The organism is Microbacterium sp. CH1, from assembly GCF_001595495.1.
GTDB lineage: Bacteria > Actinomycetota > Actinomycetes > Actinomycetales > Microbacteriaceae > Microbacterium.
The window spans coordinates 234,272-250,686 of sequence record NZ_LOSO01000011.1 but is presented as its reverse complement, the minus strand read 5'-3'; the positions used below and the strand labels follow the sequence as shown (position 1 = coordinate 250,686).

The 16,415-nt window shown below is 68.7% G+C and carries 18 protein-coding genes and 1 tRNA gene; 6 read left to right on the top strand and 13 right to left on the bottom strand.

The genetic code is table 11. The annotated features are described in order from the left end of the window. Nucleotides 1-47 precede the first annotated feature (47 nt). The 3 genes from AUV07_RS04525 to AUV07_RS04515 all read right to left on the bottom strand — a co-directional run bounded on the left by AUV07_RS04525 (nt 48) and on the right by AUV07_RS04515 (nt 4,756). A complete protein-coding gene (locus AUV07_RS04525; RefSeq protein WP_062634235.1) occupies nt 48-653 on the bottom strand; it encodes a ComEA family DNA-binding protein in 606 nt (201 codons plus the stop codon). A gap of 169 nt (nt 654-822) precedes the next feature. Continuing rightward, a complete protein-coding gene (leuS, locus tag AUV07_RS04520; protein WP_102209531.1) occupies nt 823-3,387 on the bottom strand; it encodes a leucine--tRNA ligase in 2,565 nt (854 codons plus the stop codon). A 46-nt stretch (nt 3,388-3,433) separates the two neighbouring features. Beyond that, nucleotides 3,434-4,756 carry an anthranilate synthase component I family protein gene (locus AUV07_RS04515; RefSeq protein ID WP_062634231.1) on the bottom strand — a complete coding sequence of 441 codons (1,323 nt, stop codon included), beginning with the start codon at nt 4,754-4,756 and terminating at the stop codon, nt 3,434-3,436. 41 nt (nt 4,757-4,797) lie between these two features. On the opposite strand from AUV07_RS04515, the gene AUV07_RS04510 reads away from it, so the two are divergent. Genes AUV07_RS04510 through AUV07_RS04500 form a run of 3 tightly spaced genes read left to right on the top strand, consistent with a single transcriptional unit; the run spans nt 4,798 to nt 7,364 of the window. Further along, on the top strand, nt 4,798-5,469 hold the full coding sequence (locus AUV07_RS04510) for a DedA family protein (protein WP_025104953.1): 672 nt from the start codon (nt 4,798-4,800) through the stop codon (nt 5,467-5,469). Between the two features lie 4 nt (nt 5,470-5,473). Further along, nucleotides 5,474-6,499, top strand: a complete 1,026-nt coding sequence (locus AUV07_RS04505) for an App1 family protein (RefSeq protein WP_062634229.1) — start codon at nt 5,474-5,476, stop codon at nt 6,497-6,499. 1 nt (nt 6,500) lies between these two features. Continuing rightward, entirely contained in the window at nt 6,501-7,364 is an 864-nt protein-coding gene (locus AUV07_RS04500) for a hypothetical protein (RefSeq protein ID WP_062634228.1), read from the top strand. Nucleotides 7,365-7,367: 3 nt separating this feature from the next. On the opposite strand, the gene AUV07_RS04495 is transcribed toward AUV07_RS04500, so the two are convergent. From AUV07_RS04495 to AUV07_RS04475, 5 genes are read right to left on the bottom strand one after another with little or no spacing between them, the layout of a single operon-like run. Continuing rightward, nucleotides 7,368-8,576 (bottom strand): glycoside hydrolase family 3 N-terminal domain-containing protein, encoded by a 1,209-nt coding sequence (locus AUV07_RS04495; RefSeq protein WP_062634226.1) that lies wholly within the window; start codon nt 8,574-8,576, stop codon nt 7,368-7,370. A gap of 5 nt (nt 8,577-8,581) precedes the next feature. Continuing rightward, nucleotides 8,582-9,238, bottom strand: coding sequence for an SDR family oxidoreductase (locus AUV07_RS04490; protein ID WP_062634224.1), 657 nt, complete (start codon nt 9,236-9,238; stop codon nt 8,582-8,584). A gap of 28 nt (nt 9,239-9,266) precedes the next feature. Next, nucleotides 9,267-9,794, bottom strand: coding sequence for a hypothetical protein (locus AUV07_RS04485; RefSeq protein WP_062634222.1), 528 nt, complete (start codon nt 9,792-9,794; stop codon nt 9,267-9,269). Then, nucleotides 9,791-10,582 carry a hypothetical protein gene (locus AUV07_RS04480; protein WP_062634220.1) on the bottom strand — a complete coding sequence of 264 codons (792 nt, stop codon included), beginning with the start codon at nt 10,580-10,582 and terminating at the stop codon, nt 9,791-9,793. The genes AUV07_RS04485 and AUV07_RS04480 overlap by 4 nt, the downstream gene beginning before the upstream one ends. A 42-nt stretch (nt 10,583-10,624) precedes the next feature. Then, nucleotides 10,625-11,692, bottom strand: coding sequence for a flavin-containing monooxygenase (locus tag AUV07_RS04475; RefSeq protein ID WP_062634218.1), 1,068 nt, complete (start codon nt 11,690-11,692; stop codon nt 10,625-10,627). 135 nt (nt 11,693-11,827) lie between these two features. On the opposite strand from AUV07_RS04475, the gene AUV07_RS04470 reads away from it, so the two are divergent. From AUV07_RS04470 to AUV07_RS04460, 3 genes are all read left to right on the top strand, one after another. Then, nucleotides 11,828-11,900: transfer RNA gene (locus AUV07_RS04470), tRNA-Ala, on the top strand. Nucleotides 11,901-12,064: 164 nt separating this feature from the next. Beyond that, complete coding sequence (locus AUV07_RS04465; RefSeq protein WP_062634216.1) at nt 12,065-12,313, top strand: helix-turn-helix domain-containing protein; 249 nt, start codon at nt 12,065-12,067, stop codon at nt 12,311-12,313. A gap of 17 nt (nt 12,314-12,330) precedes the next feature. Beyond that, nucleotides 12,331-13,569, top strand: a complete 1,239-nt coding sequence (locus AUV07_RS04460) for a tyrosine-type recombinase/integrase (protein ID WP_082802851.1) — start codon at nt 12,331-12,333, stop codon at nt 13,567-13,569. Between the two features lie 71 nt (nt 13,570-13,640). Here AUV07_RS04460 and AUV07_RS04455 read toward each other — a convergent pair whose 3' ends face one another. The 5 genes from AUV07_RS04455 to AUV07_RS17255 all read right to left on the bottom strand — a co-directional run bounded on the left by AUV07_RS04455 (nt 13,641) and on the right by AUV07_RS17255 (nt 16,100). Continuing rightward, nucleotides 13,641-13,925 (bottom strand): WXG100 family type VII secretion target, encoded by a 285-nt coding sequence (locus AUV07_RS04455; RefSeq protein WP_062634213.1) that lies wholly within the window; start codon nt 13,923-13,925, stop codon nt 13,641-13,643. Beyond that, complete coding sequence (locus AUV07_RS04450) at nt 13,922-14,107, bottom strand: hypothetical protein (RefSeq protein ID WP_062634211.1); 186 nt, start codon at nt 14,105-14,107, stop codon at nt 13,922-13,924. Before AUV07_RS04450 ends, AUV07_RS04455 begins: the two co-directional genes overlap by 4 nt. Nucleotides 14,108-14,448: 341 nt before the next feature. Further along, on the bottom strand, nt 14,449-14,733 hold the full coding sequence (locus AUV07_RS17515) for a hypothetical protein (protein ID WP_157523921.1): 285 nt from the start codon (nt 14,731-14,733) through the stop codon (nt 14,449-14,451). A gap of 5 nt (nt 14,734-14,738) precedes the next feature. Beyond that, complete coding sequence (locus AUV07_RS17510) at nt 14,739-14,972, bottom strand: hypothetical protein (protein ID WP_157523919.1); 234 nt, start codon at nt 14,970-14,972, stop codon at nt 14,739-14,741. A 129-nt stretch (nt 14,973-15,101) separates the two neighbouring features. After that, the gene (locus AUV07_RS17255; protein WP_197462114.1) at nt 15,102-16,100 is read right to left on the bottom strand and encodes a tyrosine-type recombinase/integrase; all 999 of its coding nucleotides are present in this window, start codon (nt 16,098-16,100) and stop codon (nt 15,102-15,104) included. Nucleotides 16,101-16,415: the final 315 nt, after the last annotated feature.

Sequence of the window (16,415 nt, the reverse complement as noted above, 5' to 3'; positions counted from 1 at the left end):
GCCGCGACCACCGCCGCCGACCTGCGATCCCCAGCGAGAGGAACTGCTCACACGCGCACCCCGTCTCGCAGCCCCTCCAAGACCTTCTCCCCGATCCCCGGTACCGCCAGGAGGTCGTCCACCGTGCGGAAGCGACCATTCTCCTCGCGCCACGCGACGATGCGCTCGGCCAGCGCCGGCCCGATTCCCGGAAGCTGTTCCAGAGCCGTCTGATCCGCCGTGTTGAGATCGACGGTACCGTCGCCGGGAGGCCCGGACGAGGGGTCGGCGACGGCACCCACGACCGGCACGAGGATCTGCTCCCCGTCCTCGACCCGTCGGGCGAGGTTGACCCCCGCGAGGTCGGCGGCATCCGTCGACCCGCCCGCGGCCGCGAGAGCGTCGACGACCCGGGAGTCGGCGCGCAGGACGTACAGGCCCGGGCGCTCGACCGCCCCGAGCACATGCACGTAGATCTCCGCGGGCGCGGGCTCGGGCTCGACCGACGCCGAGCTCTCCGCGAGCGGGACCGCATCGACGGACGACGGTTGGCCGCGCACCAGCCCGAGGCCGACGGCCGTGGAGAGCGCGACGATCGCCAGCACGACCGCCGCACCGAGGCCGAGGCGGAGCCCCCGACGAGGCGGAGGAGGTGGAGGCGGGGACGAGGTCATCCGGTCACACTATGCGCCCGCTCCGCCCCTTCCCGCCCCCGAAGCCAGTGCCCGTGGAAAGACACTCAGAAGGGACTCGTCGTGGAGGACAGCCGTTCCCGGTCGCGACGTGAACGCGACATCATCCCTTCGCGTCCGGGTCCACGGAACCGCGGAGCACCCCCGTGGCTCAGCCCTTGACGACGATGCTGACGATCTTCGGGGCTCGCACGACGACCTTGACGATCTCGCGATCGCCGATCGACCGGATGACCCGCTCATCGGCTCGCGCCAGCGCCTCGAGCTCGGCCTCGCCGATGCGTGCCGGCACCTCGAGCTGCGCGCGCACCTTGCCGCCGATCTGCACGACCGCGGTGACGGTGTCCTCGACGAGCAGCGCCGGATCGGCGGAGCGCCACGACACGAGTCCGACGGACGGCTCGTGTCCCAGGATCTCCCACATCTCCTCCGCGGTGTGCGGGGCGATGAGGTCGAGCATGACGGCGATGGTCTCCGCCGCCTCACGGACGGCGGGGTCGGCAGCACCGGCAGCGCCGTCGATCGTCTTGCGGGTCACGTTGACGAGCTCCATCAGACGGGCGACGAGCACGTTGAACTTCGTCTGCTCGACCAGCGCGGGCGCCTCGGCGAGCAGCTTATGCGTCGCACGGCGCAGCGCCGCGTCGCCTCCGTCGAAGACGACGTCGACGGGGCTGGCGACCTCGTGCGCGATCCGCAGGGCGCGCGCGAGGAACTTCTGCGCACCGGTGGTCGACACGTCCGCCCAGTCCTTGTCGTCCTCCACCGGACCGGCGAAGGCCAGACCGACGCGGAGCGCGTCGGCACCGTGGGCGTCGAGCTCCTCCTGGAACAGCACCAGATTGCCCTTGCTCTTCGACATCTTCTGTCCGTCGAGCAGCACCATGCCCTGGTTGATCAGGTTGGAGAACGGCTCGGTGAAGTCGATCAGCCCCATGTCGAAGAGCACCTTCGTGATGAAGCGTGCGTACAGCAGGTGCAGGATCGCGTGCTCGACACCGCCGATGTACGAGTCCACCGGGGCCCAGCGCGCCGCCTGGGCGGGGTCGAACGCCACCGTGTCGCTGTTCGGCGACAGGAACCGGAGGAAGTACCAGGAGCTGTCGACGAAGGTGTCCATCGTGTCCGGATCGCGCAGCACCGGGTCGCCGGTCTCCGGGTCAGTCGTCCGCACCCAGCTCTCGGCGCCGCCCAGCGGGGACGTCCCCTTCGGCTTGAGGTCGAGGCCCTCGACGCTCGGCAGCTTGACCGGCAGCCGGTCCTCCGGCACCGGGACGATACGGCCGTCCTCGGTGTGGAGCATCGGGATCGGGGTCCCCCAGAACCGCTGACGCGAGATCAGCCAGTCGCGCAGGCGGTAGTTCTTCGCCGCCCGACCCGTCCCCGTGGCCTCCAGCTGCTCGATGGCGCGCGCGATAGCGTTGCGCTTCGACAGTCCGTTCAGCGGACCGGAGTTGATCATGCGCCCCTCGCCGGTGAGCGCGACGCCGGTCTTCGCCGGGTTCTGCTCGTCGAGCGCGGCGTCCGCATCGATCGGGACGCCGTCCTCGTCCACCTCGATGACCGGCATGGCACCGGTGACCGGGGCGGTGGTGTCGACGACGACCTTGACCGGCAGGTCGAACGCGCGTGCGAAGTCGAGGTCGCGCTGGTCGTGCGCCGGGACCGCCATGACGGCGCCGTGCCCGTAGTCGGCCAGCACGTAGTCGGCCGCCCAGATCGGCAGCTTCTCGCCGTTGACCGGGTTGATCGCGTAGCGGCCCAGGAACACGCCCGTCTTGGGACGGTCGGTGGACTGCCGATCGATGTCGGTGGTCTTCTGCACCTCGGCCAGGTAGGCCTGGAAGCGCTCGCGCACCTCGGGCTCGGCCTCCGCGGCGATCTCGGCGGCCAGGTCGCCGTCGGGCGCCACGACGAAGAACGTCGCACCGTGCAGGGTGTCGGGGCGCGTCGAGAACACCGTCACCGGCTCCTCGCGCCCCTCGATGCGGAAGTCGACGTCGGCGCCGACGGAGCGGCCGATCCAGTTGCGCTGCATCTGCAGCACCTTGTGCGGCCAGAACCCCTCGAGCTGGTTCAGGTCGTCCAGCAGGCGGTCCGCGTAGTCGGTGATGCGGAAGTACCACTGGGTGAGCTTCTTCTTGACGACCTCGTAGCCGCAGCGCTCGCAGCGCCCGTCCACGACCTGCTCGTTGGCCAGCACGGTCTGGTCGTTCGGGCACCAGTTGACCGGGCTCTTCTTCCGGTACGCCAGGCCCCGCTCGTACATCTTCAGGAACAGCCACTGGTTCCAGCGGTAGTACTCGGGGTCGGACGTGTGCAGCACCCGGCTCCAGTCGAAGGAGACGCCGTACTGCTGGAAGCCCACCTTCTGCTGCGCGATGTTCTGGTACGTCCACTCGCGCGGGTCAGCACCCTGGCGGATCGCGGCGTTCTCCGCCGGCAGCCCGAAGGAGTCCCACCCGATCGGGTTCAAGACGTTGTGGCCCCGGTGACGCCAGAAGCGGGCGACGATGTCGGAGTAGAGGTAGTTCTCCGCGTGCCCCATATGCAGGTCGCCGGAGGGGTACGGGAACATGGCCAGCACATAGCGCCGCGGCCGGGTGTCGTCGTCTCCGCCCGTGAGGAACGTCTCGTGCTCCGCCCAGTACTTCTGCCACTTGGCCTGGATGGCGTGCGGCGAGGAGAACTCCTCGTCGACGGGAGCGGTGGACATGTTCTCGGACAACGAACGCACGACCAATCTGAAGGGAAAAACGGGATCAGTTCAGGATATCGGAACGCCAGGTGGCGGGCATTTCCGCGCCCAGCGCCGCGAGCGGGGCGCGGGCCTTCGTGGCGACCTCACGCACCTCGGCCGCGGGCACCGATCCCCACGTGATCCCGCCACCGGCGCCGACGAACGCCGCCTCCTCGTCCACGACGATGCTGCGGATGACCATCGCGAGATCGAGAGCACCGTCGACGCCGATGTAGCCGAAGCAGCCGGCGTAGACGCCGCGAGGGGCGCCCTCGAGGTCGTGCAGCTGCGTCATCGCCGACAGCTTCGGTGCTCCGGTCATGCTTCCGGCGGGGAACGCCGCCTCCAGCAGCGCCCCGACCGTGATCCCCTCCGCGGCCGTGCCGCTGACCGTGCTCACGAGTTGATGCACGGCCGGATAGGTCTCGACTTCCCAGAGGCCTTCGACGCGGATCGACCCCGGAACGCAGACCCGGGAGAGGTCGTTGCGCATGAGGTCGACGATCATGACGTTCTCGGCCCGCTCCTTCGGATCCGCGGCGAGTTCTGCGGCGAGCGCGGCATCGGTCGCGGCATCGGCGCCCCGAGGACGCGTGCCCTTGATGGGACGGGTGCGGATGACGCCACCGCCGGCGTGGAGGAACTGCTCAGGGCTGGCACTGAGGAGCGCACGTCCCCCGATGCGCAGGAATCCCCCGTGGTGCGCCGGCGTCGCCGCCCGGAGCCGCCCGTACACCGCGACGGGGTCGTGGACCCCGGGCACGGTGAACCGCGTCGTGAGGCAGAGCTGGTAGGCGATCCCGGCGTGGATGAGGTCGCGGCAGCGGTCGATGAGCTGCTCGTACGCGGCGGGAGTGTGGCGGGCCTCGGCGACGTGTCGGTCCTCCAGCACCCGCGGCGTCGGCGCCTCGGAGCCGGCGTCGCGCAGAACGGACTGCAGCCAGCGCTCCCCCTCACCGCTCTCCTCCTCCGCGGCCAGCAACCACAGGCGGTGCGCGGCGTGATCGACCGCTACGGCCGTGGTCACGCGCAGCCACGTCCGGGCTTCCGGCTCCGGCTCGGTGGCGACCGGAGCTCCCGCGCGGGCGGCTCCGCTCTCGTAATCACGCCAGCCCACCCATCCCCCGCGGAACGGCGGCATCCCGGCCTCGACGGACCCGGCATCCAGGCGCACGTCCTCCGGAAGCGGCTCCGCCACCCCGGTGCCGAGGAAGCTCCATCCCTCGGCGGCGTCAGCGCCCGCATCGAGCCAGAACACGTCCGCGTGCCGCTGCGCGAGCACCGCGAAAAGCCGCTCCGGCGCCACCCAGGACGGCAGGGCTCGGGGAGTCAGGCGGTCGGGCACCTTTCCAGCCTAGGACCCGGCTGCTCCCGTATCCTCATGGGGTGGACGACCTCCTGCTCTGGCTCCTCGACACCGTGCAGTCGATCGATCCGGTCACGCGCACGCTGGTCGCAGGTCTCGCCGTCATGCTGGAGACGAGCATCCTCATCGGCCTCATCGTCCCCGGCGACACGATCGTCATCATCGCCTCGATGGGCGTCGCCACTCCCCTCGAGGGCATCGCGATGGGCGTGGCCGTCGTCGTCGGCGCCCTCATCGGCGAGAGCATCGGCTTCTGGCTCGGCCGCTGGCTGGGCCCCTACATCCGTGCCTCCTGGCTCGGACGGCGGATCGGCGAGCACAACTGGGTGCGCGCGGAGAACTACCTGGCCCGACGCGGCGGCATCGCCATCTTCCTCTCCCGCTTCCTCCCGGTCCTCCATTCCCTCGTCCCCCTCACGGTGGGGATGAGCGAGTACCCCTATCGGCGCTTCCTGGCCTGGACGACCCCGGCCTGCATCATCTGGGCCTCGGCGTACGTGAGCGTCACCTCGCTGGCGGCCGGGAGCTTCCGCGAGCTCGTCGACCGCGTGCACTTCGCGGGCTACCTGTTCGTCGGAGTCATCGCCCTGTTCCTCGTGCTCGCCTACCTGGGCAAGCGGCTGCTGCACCGTCTCGAAGCTCGTCATCTGGAGGCCCCGGCGGCGGAGTCCGACGCCGACGTGAAAGACTGAGGCAATGGCCCCCGCACCCCCGGCGCCCAGGATCCACTGGTTCGCCCGTCTCGAGCACCGCCTGCACGTGTGGCGCGAGGGACGAGCGCGCCGCCGCGGCCGGAGCGCCACCGTGCTGCCCTTCCCAGGCTACGGCGGCCCCGGGTGGGTCCGTGTTCTCGGTCGCGTGCTGATCGTCCCGCCGCAGCGCCGAGGCCGCGACGGGGAACCGGCGAGCATCCGCGGCTGGCGCAGCTTCGTCGGCATCCCCGTGGGTTTCGCCTCGGTCGACGTGCATGTCGGCGACAGCACGCATCGGGTGGTCGCCGACCGCGGCGGCGTCATCGACACCGTCATCCGCGCCGACCTCGAACCCGGCTGGCAGACCTTCACGATCACCGTCGAGGGACAGGAGCCGATCGAGGCGCGGGCCTTCGTCGTCGCGGAGAGCACCCGGTTCGGCGTCGTCTCCGACGTCGACGACACGGTCATGGTCACGGCGCTCCCCCGGCCCTTCATCGCCTTCTGGAACTCGTTCGTCGTCGACGAGCACGCCCGCATCCCGGTCCCGGGGATGGCCGTGCTGCTCGACCAGCTGCTCCGGCAGCACCCGGGGGCTCCGATGGTCTACCTCTCCACCGGCGCCTGGAACGTCGCCCCCACGCTGTCGCGGTTCCTCGGTCGTCACCTCTTCCCCGCCGGCTCGCTGCTGCTGACCGACTGGGGCCCCACGCACGATCGCTGGTTCCGCAGCGGGCGCGACCACAAGCTCACGAACCTCCGGCGACTGGCCACCGAGTTCCCCGACGTCAAGTGGCTCCTGATCGGCGACGACGGTCAGCATGACGAGGCGATCTACACGCAGTTCCAGGAGGAGCACCCGGATTCGGTCGCGGGTGTCGCGATCCGGCGGCTGCTGCCTGCCGAGGCGGTGCTCGCCGGCGGCCGTGCCGAGATGGAATCCCATGACGCGGACGAGGTGCCGTGGGTGAGCGCCGAGGACGGCGCGGGCCTGCGCGACCAGCTCGGCGACGCCGGCATCCTGCACTGACATGATCCTCACCCGTGACGACTGGCTTCGGCGCGAGGACGCGCATCGGGAACGAGCCGACGCGCTGACCGCCTCGCACCGAGACCGTGTGGCGCGCGGCGAGAAGCACCCGGTGTGGGACTTCCTCTTCACCTACTACGGCTACAAGCCCGCGCAGCTGCGCCGCTGGCACCCCGGAGCGGGTGTGGAGCTGGCGGACGCGTCCGAGCGGGTGGCATGGCGCTGGTACGCCCCCGGGGTCACCCCCGACGGCGTGACGCCGGATGCCGAGCGCTTCGCCGCCGAGAAGCCCGAGCTCGCTCGCCTCGTCGCCCTCATGCTGCGCCGCACGGGTTCCCGTCCCGGGCAGTTCGGCTGCTTCGGTCTGCACGAATGGGCGATGGTCTACCGCGCCGCAGAGCATCGGCATGCCGTCCCCCTCCGGCTGGGGCAGGCGGGCACGGATGCCGTGGTGGAGTCACACGATCTCCGCTGCACGCACTTCGACGCCTTCCGGTTCTTCACTCCGGAGGCGGTGCCTCGCAACCGGGCGGCGTTGACGAGAGAGGATCAGCCCCTCCTCGAACAGCCCGGCTGCCTGCACGCCGGCATGGACCTGTACAAGTGGGCGATGAAGCTCGGCCCGCTCGTTCCCGGAGAGCTGCTGCTGGACGCGTTCGAGCTGGCGCGCGACATCCGGCTGCTCGACATGCAGGCCGCCCCGTACGACCTGTCGGCGTGGGACGTCGAACCGGTACGCATCGAGACGCCGGAGGGCAAGGCCGAGTACGTCCGGCGCCAGCGTGGTTTCGCGGACCGTGGCGCCGCCCTCCGCGCCTCCCTCCTCACCGCCTGGCTCGGCCCGGACGAGCGCGCCGCCGCCTGAGCGTCAGCCGGCGGCGCAGTCCCCGCAGACGGCCCACGACGACGACGCTGCGGCGAGCTGCAGACGCAGGGTGAGCACCCGGGTCGCCGCGTCCTCCAGACGCTCGGCGGGCAGCGTCCCGGCGTCGACCGCCGCGGTAATCCCCGCGGCCATGTCGGTCGCGGTCTGGGCGGTGGACCCCGCGATCATGAGCACGAGGTCGTTGCCGGCCGCGACTGCGGCGACACCGTTCGCGACCGGGTCGGCGTACGCCGGGTCCCCCGAGGACAGCAGCATGCCGAGGTCGTCCGTCACGGCCACGCCGTCGAAGCCGAGCTCCTCCCGCGCGATGCGATGCCACTCCGCGGAGAGCGACGCCGGTCGGGAGTCCACGGCGGTGTACACGAGATGGCCGTACATGAGCACCGAGGCACCGGCGTCGATACCGGCGGCGAACGGGACGGCGTCCGTCTCACGCCAGGCGGCCTTCGTCATGCCGGTGCTCGGGATCACGTGATGGGAGTCGCCCGGCGCCGCTCCGTGCCCGGGGAAGTGCTTGAGCGTGGACGCGACGAAGTGCTCCTGGGCCGTGGTCGCCGCCACGGTGCGGTCGGCGGCACTCTTTGGATCGGTGCCGAGGGCCCGCCCGAAGATGAACGAGCCGGGGTCGGCAGGGACATCGGCGACCGTGCCGAAGTCGACGGTGATCCCCGCGCGGGCGACGAGCGCGCCGCGGGCCGCGAAGGCTGCCGAGGTCTCGGCGACCGGACGGCTCTTCAGGGTCGTCGACGCCGGGAAGGTGTCCCAGGGCAGGCGCGAGACGATGCCGCCCTCCTGGTCCACGGCGATCAACGGCGGGAGGGCGAGGTCGACGGTCAGCGCCGCCGTCAGTGTGCGGAGCTCTTCCTCCGTGGCCGGGATGTTCCCGCCCATGAGGATGAATCCGCCGAGCCCCGACTGCATGTAGGCACGCAGCGCCGCCGGATCGGTCCCGCCGATATGTCCCATCACGATGGATGACGCCTGCTCCGCGGTGCTCATGTCCGCGACGAGAGCGGCGGCCTGCTCTCGGACCGCGCCGGGCTCTGCGGCCTGCACCGATACCGCCTCAGCGGACTCGGCGCTGGACTGCGCGACGGCCGACAGCGAGGCGCCACCGGCAAGGGCGACCAGGACGAGCGCGGCGCCGGCACCTCGCCGTGCCCGGCGCCCGAGTGACCGACTCCGCTTCATCGCCCTCAGCGCGCGAGCGCCTCGACGATCGGCACCGAGGTCTCCTCGTCGCCGTTGCCGAAGCGGATCGTGCGCCCGATCGTGCCCGGGTCCTCCAGGGTCGCGACGATCACCGCCGCGACGTCGGCGCGGGAGACCTCGCCGCGCCCCTCCGGATCGATGCGGATGCGACCGGTCGGGTCATCGAAGGTCAGCGTGCCGGGGCCGAGGATCGTCCCGTCGAGGTCGGAAGCGCGCAAGTGCTCGTCTGCGGCCCACTTCGCGTCGGCGTACGGGAAGAAGGAGTCCCCCTCCGGCACGCCGTGATCGGCCGTGGAGCCGATCCACGACACCATGACGTAGCGTCGCACGCCCGCGCGCTCCGCCGCGTCCATGGTCCGCTCCGCCGCGTCGCGGTCGACCGCGTACGTACGCTCCGGGCTCCCGCCTCCGGCACCCGCCGACCACACCACGGCATCGTGTCCGCGGAGGATCTCGGTGAGGGCGTCGACGTCCATGGTCTCGATGTCGGCGACGAGCGCGATCGCGCCGCCGTCCTCCACCTCCGTCACGTGATCGGGGTTCCGGATCACCCCGGTGACCTCGTGACCGCGGGCGACGAGGAGCGGGGCGAGCAGCAGGGCGATGCGGCCGTGACCGCCGAAGACGAGGATGCGCGACATGTCTTCACCCTACGCGCCTCGACTGACGTCAGCCCGGGGTCTGCGAAGTGTCGATGACGAAGGCCTGCGGATGCGAGGGGAGGTACCGCACGACGACGGGCGTCCCGGTCGGGATCCACGCGTCACGGTCCGGGTACACGGCGGGGGTGAAGAAGTCGCTCTCCAGCGTGTACTCGGTGCCGTCGGCCGCCGTGAACGTCACCCAGTCCCCGTCGACCGTACCCGTGGTGGGACGACCGTTCTCGAAGATGTACGCGCGGGTCACCGGGACACCGGTCAGGCTCAGGATCCCGATGATGAGGGAACCGAGCATCACGAAGGCCAGCACCCGGAAGAACACGCGGACCACGGAGCCGCCGATGTTCCCCCTGGATCGCGTGCCCGCCGGAACAAGGCCTTCCCGCTCACGGACAGCCCGCAGCGAGCCGCCTCCGGTCGTGCCTCGCGCGGAGACCGCGAACAGCCCGAGGATCGAGAACGCCGCGATGAAGACCATCGCATAGCCGTGCGCGGCGGGGAAGTTCACGAGCCACATCAGCGCGTCGAGGGGGTTCATCGTGCCGCCTCCTTCTCGATGGTGACGGCGACCGTGTGCGGGTCCTCCCGCCGGTAGAACGCCCAGATCGGTGCCCCGACCTGCAGGCGCGACACGGCCTGCGGGTAGACGAACACGGTGGTGTCGGCCTCCCACGGCTCTGCTCCCTCGGGGGCCACGAGCACCTTCAGCGCGAGCTCGCTCTGCCCCTCACGGCGCCGTCCGGTCGGACGCACCTCGACGACGGACGCGGGCACCTGGGTCCCCGTCGTACGCGCGCGGACCTGGGACGGGTCGATGAGGCCCCGGTCGATGCGCCACTGCAGCATCGCCTCTCGGACGCTCGGGTCGCTGAGGTCGGCGAGCTCGACCGTGTCGGGGTCGTCGACGTTGTAGCGGACCGGGACGGGCTGCCCCACCTGCAGCGCTCCGACGTCACCGGCGTCGAGCAGCATGCGCAGCTGTCCGATGAAGTCGTCGCCGACGCTGGGGCTGACCCGGATGAACAGGTCGTACTGGGGCACGTCGTTCACGGTCACGCCGGTGCGCGACATCTCGACGACGGTGCCGACGCCGATCTGCGTCGGTCCGCGGACCTTCTTGCGCCGCGCCAGACCCGACATCGATCCGCCGAAGGTGAGCAGCAGGCCCCAAGCGACGCCGATCACGATCGGTCCGCCCAGGCCGTCACCGCTCGCGAAGGGGAGGATCGACTCCCGCTGGTTCACGCCGAACAGGCCTTCCCCCACCCACACCACGAGCCACGCGGAGAGCAGCAGCCAGACGACGGTCAGGATGATGCGCAGCATGCCTCCCAGCGTATCCACAGGACGCGCCGGACGACGAAACGGTCAGGACGAGACCACGGCTCCCGTCTTCGCGAGCGCCCGGACGACACCGGCCGCAGCGGCCCGCCCCGCCCTGTTCGCGCCGATGGTGCTCGCGGAGGGGCCGTACCCGACGAGCTGCACCCGGGGGTCGGCCACCGCCGTCGTACCGCGGCCGCCGCGGTCGAGCTGGATCCCACCCGCGGCACTGCGCAGGTGGAGCGGGGCGAGGTGGCCGATGGCCGGCCGGAACCCCGTCGCCCACAGGATCACGTCCACCCGCTCGAACGATCCGTCGGCCCAGCGCACGCCGCCGGGTTCGATGCGTTGGAAGAGCGGGCGACGGTCGGCATACGCGCCGAGGCGCTCCGCTTCCCGTTCCTGGGGGCGCAGCATGAGACCCGTGACACTGACCACGCTCTCCGGGGGCAGCCCGGCCGCCACCCGCTTCTCGACGAGCGCGACGGCGGCGGCACCGGCCTCCGGCGTGAAGTCGTCGTCGCGCCAGACGGGCGGGCGTCGGGTGACCCACAGGGTCTCGGTGAGAGGGGCGAGGGCACCGAGGAACTGCACGGCGGACGCACCGCCGCCGACGACCAGCACCCGCTTGCCGCGGAAGTGCTCCGGGCCCGGGTAGTCGACGGTGTGGAACTGCTCCCCGAGGAACGTCTCCATCCCCGGATAGTGCGGGATGAAGGGTTGCGTCCAGGTGCCCGTCGCGTTGACGAGGGTGCGGGTGCGCCACTCCCCCTCGTCGGCCTCGACGACCAGGACCCCGGCGTCGCCATGGACCCGGCGGACGTGCACCGGCCGCAGCACCGGAAGATCATGGGCCTTCTCATACGCGGCGAAGTACTCCGGCACCGCGATGTTGGCCCGACGCCCGTCCCGCGGCGGCGCGGTGTCTCCCGGAAGCTCGGCGACCCCGTGCACGTCGCGCATCGTGAGGGCATCCCACCGGTGCTGCCAGGCTCCCCCTGCCCGAGCATCGGCATCCAGGACGACGTGCTCGATCCCGCGGCGGCGCAGGTGGAACGACGCGGACAGCCCGGCCTGGCCGGCGCCGATCACGATGCTGTCGAGAGTGCTCACGATGGATCGAACGCCGTCGCTCCTCCGGATGTTCCTCGAGCCCCGACGCGCCCGGGCGGCCCGTCCGGATTGGTGCGGATGCGGATTCGTGTAGTAGTGTTTTCACGTTGCCCGGAGCACTCCGGAGCAGCGTCTGGGCCTGTGGCGCAGCTGGTAGCGCACCTGCATGGCATGCAGGGGGTCAGGGGTTCGAGTCCCCTCAGGTCCACGAAAAACCCCTGGTGATCCAGGGGTTTTTGCGTTTCTGAGGAGCACCGTTTCGAGGCCGCTCACGACTTACTTACGTTTTTCGACGAGTTCTAACCATCTCGGACGAAAAGCAACGAGAGCCCACGTGCGCGCTAGAGCCGAGGCGCCGCGCATGTAGTGAGCATGACGACACACTCGGCCACCGACACGAACCCTCTCACCGGGCGGAACCTCGACGACCTCCCCGACGTGCTCACCATCAAGGAGCTCGCGACCTGGGCGCAAATCCCCGTCAGCACCCTCTACCAGTGGAACTTCAAGGAGATCGGCCCCCGGCCGATGAAGTTCGGCAAACACCTGCGCTACTCACGCACTGAGATCCGCGAGTGGATGGATAGCCTCGACCGCCACCACTGGTCACCGGCCTCGTAGCAGTCCGCAATACGACTATGGGCAGACCAGAGATGACCCCAGGATCCTGGGGGCAGATACGCATCAAGCAGACCTCGGACGGCAAGTTCGTCGGACGCGTCAGCTTCCGAACTTACGAAGGCCGACGCGGCGAGACAACAGCGCAGGCCACGACGAAGGTGGGCGTTGAACGCAAGCTCAAACTCAAGCTGCCCGCCCTCATCGCGGCGTCACACTCCCCCGCAGCTGCGAGCAGCGTCACGTTCTCGACCCTCGCCACAGAGTGGATCGCGTTTGAGGAGCTCAAGATCCCCGATCACCTGAAGGCTCGAGGCACCCACGCGGAACACCTCCGTATCCTTCGCCGTCATCTGCTGCCAGCCTTCGGCGACACCTACGTCAGCGATATCACCGCCCCGATGGTGTTCCACCACTACACGAAACTCGCCGCGGACCACGCGCCGCTCGCCCGGAACGTGAAGGCCCTTCTCACCCAGATCCTGGCTCATGCCGTAAACCTCGGCTACATCACCGGACAGAACCCGGCAGCATCCGTCAGGAGTCTCCGTCGACCGCGAAGGACGATCTTCGCGCCAGAGGTAGACGAGCTACGCACCCTGAGGGAAGCGACGCTCGCCTACATGAATGACGACAGTCGCCCCGGGCCCGCTCCGAGCATGCTTCTCCTCGACTGCATCGATCTGATCCTCGCCACCGGCGAACGAATCAGCGAGGTCCTTGGCCTTCGCTTCGGGAAGGACATCCACCTCGAAGGCGATGTCCCGTACTGCACCGTCAACGGCGCCATCAAGGAGAAGGGCGGTCCGAAACGGTGGGAACCGTTCCCGAAGACGGAAGCCGGCCGCCGAGAACTCCCCCTTCCCGACTACGCCGTCGCCATCATCCTCCGACGAACCATCGAAAACCGAACGGGCAGCGAGTTCCTGTTCCACACGCGTACAGGCGCACCCAACGGGCCCCAAGACGTCCACCGCGCACTGCGCCAAGTAAGAAAGCACAGCGGACTGCCCGACACCTTCGTCCCGCACGCCCTTCGGAAAACCGTCGCAACACAAGTCGCTCGAACGCTCGGACTTGACGCAGCGGCGATGATCCTTGGGCACAGCAAGTCGCGGGTCACCGAGCAGTCATACGCGAAACGAGACCTCCGCGCTCCCGATGCCCGTGACCTACTTCAGACGCAAATGAACGCCATCGCATACCCAGCGAACACGTCCCCGGACGCCAGCGGTGAGCCAGACCCTTCGAACGAGTAGCCCCCGCCTCTGCGCATAGCCGCGCAATTACGGTTGCCGATCGATCGGCACCGTCGACAGCATCAGCCGCGCTACCGCCAGAGCGCGGCGGCGGTGCTGGCGGTTTCCATGGAGATGGCGTTGGCGGTGATGAGTCGGCGGTTGGCTTCGGCGAGGGCGGCCTTCATGCCGCGGATGGCGGTGTCCCAGTCGTGGTGGGCGCGGTCGTATGCGGCCTGGGCCTCACCGGACCATGAGGATCGCAGTCGAGCGGCCTCCGCGTCGAGGGCGTCGAGCTGCTCCTGGAACTGCCGGACGGTGAGGGCGAGACGCGCGACCGTGTCGGCTATCGCGTCGTGACGGACGGCGACTCTCATCGTTCCTCCGACAGCTCCTGGCTGAGGTCGAGCTCGCGGAGGACGTACGGCTGAGCGACGGCGTCGGTGAGGTAGTACGTGTAGAAGATGACCGCGGCCTCGTCAGCGGTGAACACCTCGTTCGAGAACACGCGCACCGCACGGGTCTGACTGATCGGAATCAGCGTCGTCGTTCCGTCCACGGGCTCGGCACGCCCCCTTTTCGGCGCGACCGCGCTACTGCTCATCACGGCTTACATGATCCTGACGCCGGTGTCAGCCTGGTACGAGGTAGCGACTATCGCGCTGACCTCGGTCGGCGCAATGACCTATTTGGTGTGCGGCATCCGCGAATTGTGCACGGACGCACGGAGCCTTCATGAGCCCCGCGATTGACGTTGGATGTCGGTGCGGCCTGCCTGTACACCTGACCATCACAAAGGAGAAACACGGCATCGCGATAAGCGCCGACGCGCAACCGCACGCGAGCGCATGAGCTCAGCGAGGAGCTCGATGCACCGTGTGCCGCAACGCTGAGACGCAATCACTCTGGGGATGCTTTGATGATGTGAAGGTCGCTTTGCCGGGCGAGCCAGTCCAAATCTTTCGCGGGGAGCAGTTGGTCGCCACGGGCATACGCTCCAAGCACACGGCGGAGCGCCTGCAGGGCGAAGTGCTGCTCACGCCATGCGTCTGGCGCAACTACGTCGCGATGCGGGGCAATCATGACGACCGTCACCGCTTGCCGGGTAGCGTCTCTTAGCTCTTCATTTGGGAAGTACACCGCGCTGTCGCGAAGGATCGCGAGGTCTGGCCCGGTGTAGTCCACCGCACCTACAGCGAACCTCGCGAGGTCGCTTCGGTGATGATGTGATCGCTGACTGCGCCGACAGCGGCGATGGCCCGATCGATCTGTTCCCTCGCCTGGACACGGATTGCATCTTCTCGGTCAGCGGCTCGTTCACGTTGGCGCTGTTTACCTGCGACTAGACCACCGACGATGGTGAGCCCGCCACCGATGAACAGCAGAATGACATCACGGGCGCCTTCCAGGATGAACTGCTCCACCGTCGAAGCGTACCTCTCGCGAGCAGGAAACGAGGTATCCCTGAATCTGGAATCGGACTCGACTTGGCCCTTTCGACTATGACAGAAGGCCGGTGGTCCCACCTGAGAGTGCGGGCTAAAAGAAGACCGTCATGGTGTAGTGGCCGACTGATAGCAAGTTTCGAGCAGCCGCGCGGCGTCTTCTTCAACGAGAGAAAACGGCTTGATGTAGTACCGCTCAGTCGTGTCCAACCGTGCATGCCCGAGGAGGTGCTGCGAGATCTCGGCGCTACCGAGTCTCGCGACTGTCGTCGCAGCGGCTTTACGAAACATGCGTGGGCTGAGGCGATCCACATCCAGCCCGAGGGCCGCGATTTCTCGAGGGAAGAACTTCCGGAAGCCGCGAAAGACCCTGTCTACATTATTGACGGTGTACCCGGTACCACGATCCGTAGTGAAGACGTATCCTTCCGCGCTTTCCAAACAATTCTCCTTGCGGGATCGCAGCACGTCCGACGCGAAGTTTGGGAGCGGTATCAGCCGGGACTGGCGCGCGCGCTTCGGAGTGCTCTTGCGGTAACTTCCGTCCGGCCGAGACGTGCTCACAATCGTTCCGTTAACGTCTACGGCCAACCGGCCATCTACCTCGACAACATCCCGTCTTCGTACAGCAAGGATCTCACCAGTTCGCATAGAAGACCCGAGCGCAAGGAGCATCACGTCACGAACCAGACCCGCATCGGGGCGTCGACCCGACCGGATTCGAGAATGCAGGCCTGGCCACTCCGCAAGCAGGTCCAGCAACCCTCGAAGCTGCTCTGCGCTTATGTCGACGAAGAAGACAGGCGCGTCGGAGGGAATCGGGTCGACGTCGTCCACCGGGTTGCTCGTGATGACTCGGTTCTGCACAGCCCACCGCATCAGCTGTCTCAGCACGCCCTTCGCCCGACGGGCAGATGAAGCACTGTATTGGGCTGCGACCAACTTGAGGTATCGATCGACGATTCCTGTGTGAACATCCCGCACACGCAGCAGCCCCAGAACCGGGAGAACCTTGCTTCTGAGCACCCTCATGTACTCCTCGCGCGTCGCGCTCTCCATCTGTCTTAGCTGAAGGTCTTCGAGCCAATAGCTCGCTACTTCCGCCATAGTCGACCCACCCCAGGGCAGCCGAAGAAAACCGAAAGTCAGTTCCTCAGCACGGTCGCGAAGGGCGTGGACAGCATCAGCTTCAGTGTCCCCCGTACACGAGAGGCGAACAGCGCTGCCGTCCAGCATTCGCATGCGAGCGCGAGCGCGAACTCGACCACCAAGGTCCGCGAAACTCACGCTTCCGAGTTGTCCGGGTGTGAGACGAGGGCGCCCGACCGTGCGGGGCATGCTTGCACGTGCATCCTGCGGTGTTGTCGGAAGTTCCCGCGGCGTTTCGAACCCGAACAAGCCATCCGGCATGACACCCTCGCC

Bases quoted from the DNA above. Each gene is read 5' to 3' on its own strand.
- AUV07_RS17255 (WP_197462114.1), bottom strand. From the start codon at position 16,100: ATGGCGGAAGTAGCGAGCTATTGGCTCGAAGACCTTCAGCTAAGACAG.
- AUV07_RS04490 (WP_062634224.1), bottom strand. From the start codon at position 9,238: ATGTCGCGCATCCTCGTCTTCGGCGGTCACGGCCGCATCGCCCTGCTG.
- AUV07_RS04455 (WP_062634213.1), bottom strand. From the start codon at position 13,925: ATGAGAGTCGCCGTCCGTCACGACGCGATAGCCGACACGGTCGCGCGT.
- AUV07_RS04495 (WP_062634226.1), bottom strand. From the start codon at position 8,576: ATGAAGCGGAGTCGGTCACTCGGGCGCCGGGCACGGCGAGGTGCCGGC.
- AUV07_RS04505 (WP_062634229.1), top strand. From the start codon at position 5,474: ATGGCCCCCGCACCCCCGGCGCCCAGGATCCACTGGTTCGCCCGTCTC.
- AUV07_RS04525 (WP_062634235.1), bottom strand. From the start codon at position 653: ATGACCTCGTCCCCGCCTCCACCTCCTCCGCCTCGTCGGGGGCTCCGC.
- AUV07_RS04500 (WP_062634228.1), top strand. From the start codon at position 6,501: ATGATCCTCACCCGTGACGACTGGCTTCGGCGCGAGGACGCGCATCGG.
- AUV07_RS04485 (WP_062634222.1), bottom strand. From the start codon at position 9,794: ATGAACCCCCTCGACGCGCTGATGTGGCTCGTGAACTTCCCCGCCGCG.
- AUV07_RS04480 (WP_062634220.1), bottom strand. From the start codon at position 10,582: ATGCTGCGCATCATCCTGACCGTCGTCTGGCTGCTGCTCTCCGCGTGG.
- leuS (WP_102209531.1), bottom strand. From the start codon at position 3,387: ATGTCCACCGCTCCCGTCGACGAGGAGTTCTCCTCGCCGCACGCCATC.
- AUV07_RS04465 (WP_062634216.1), top strand. From the start codon at position 12,065: ATGACGACACACTCGGCCACCGACACGAACCCTCTCACCGGGCGGAAC.
- AUV07_RS04460 (WP_082802851.1), top strand. From the start codon at position 12,331: ATGGGCAGACCAGAGATGACCCCAGGATCCTGGGGGCAGATACGCATC.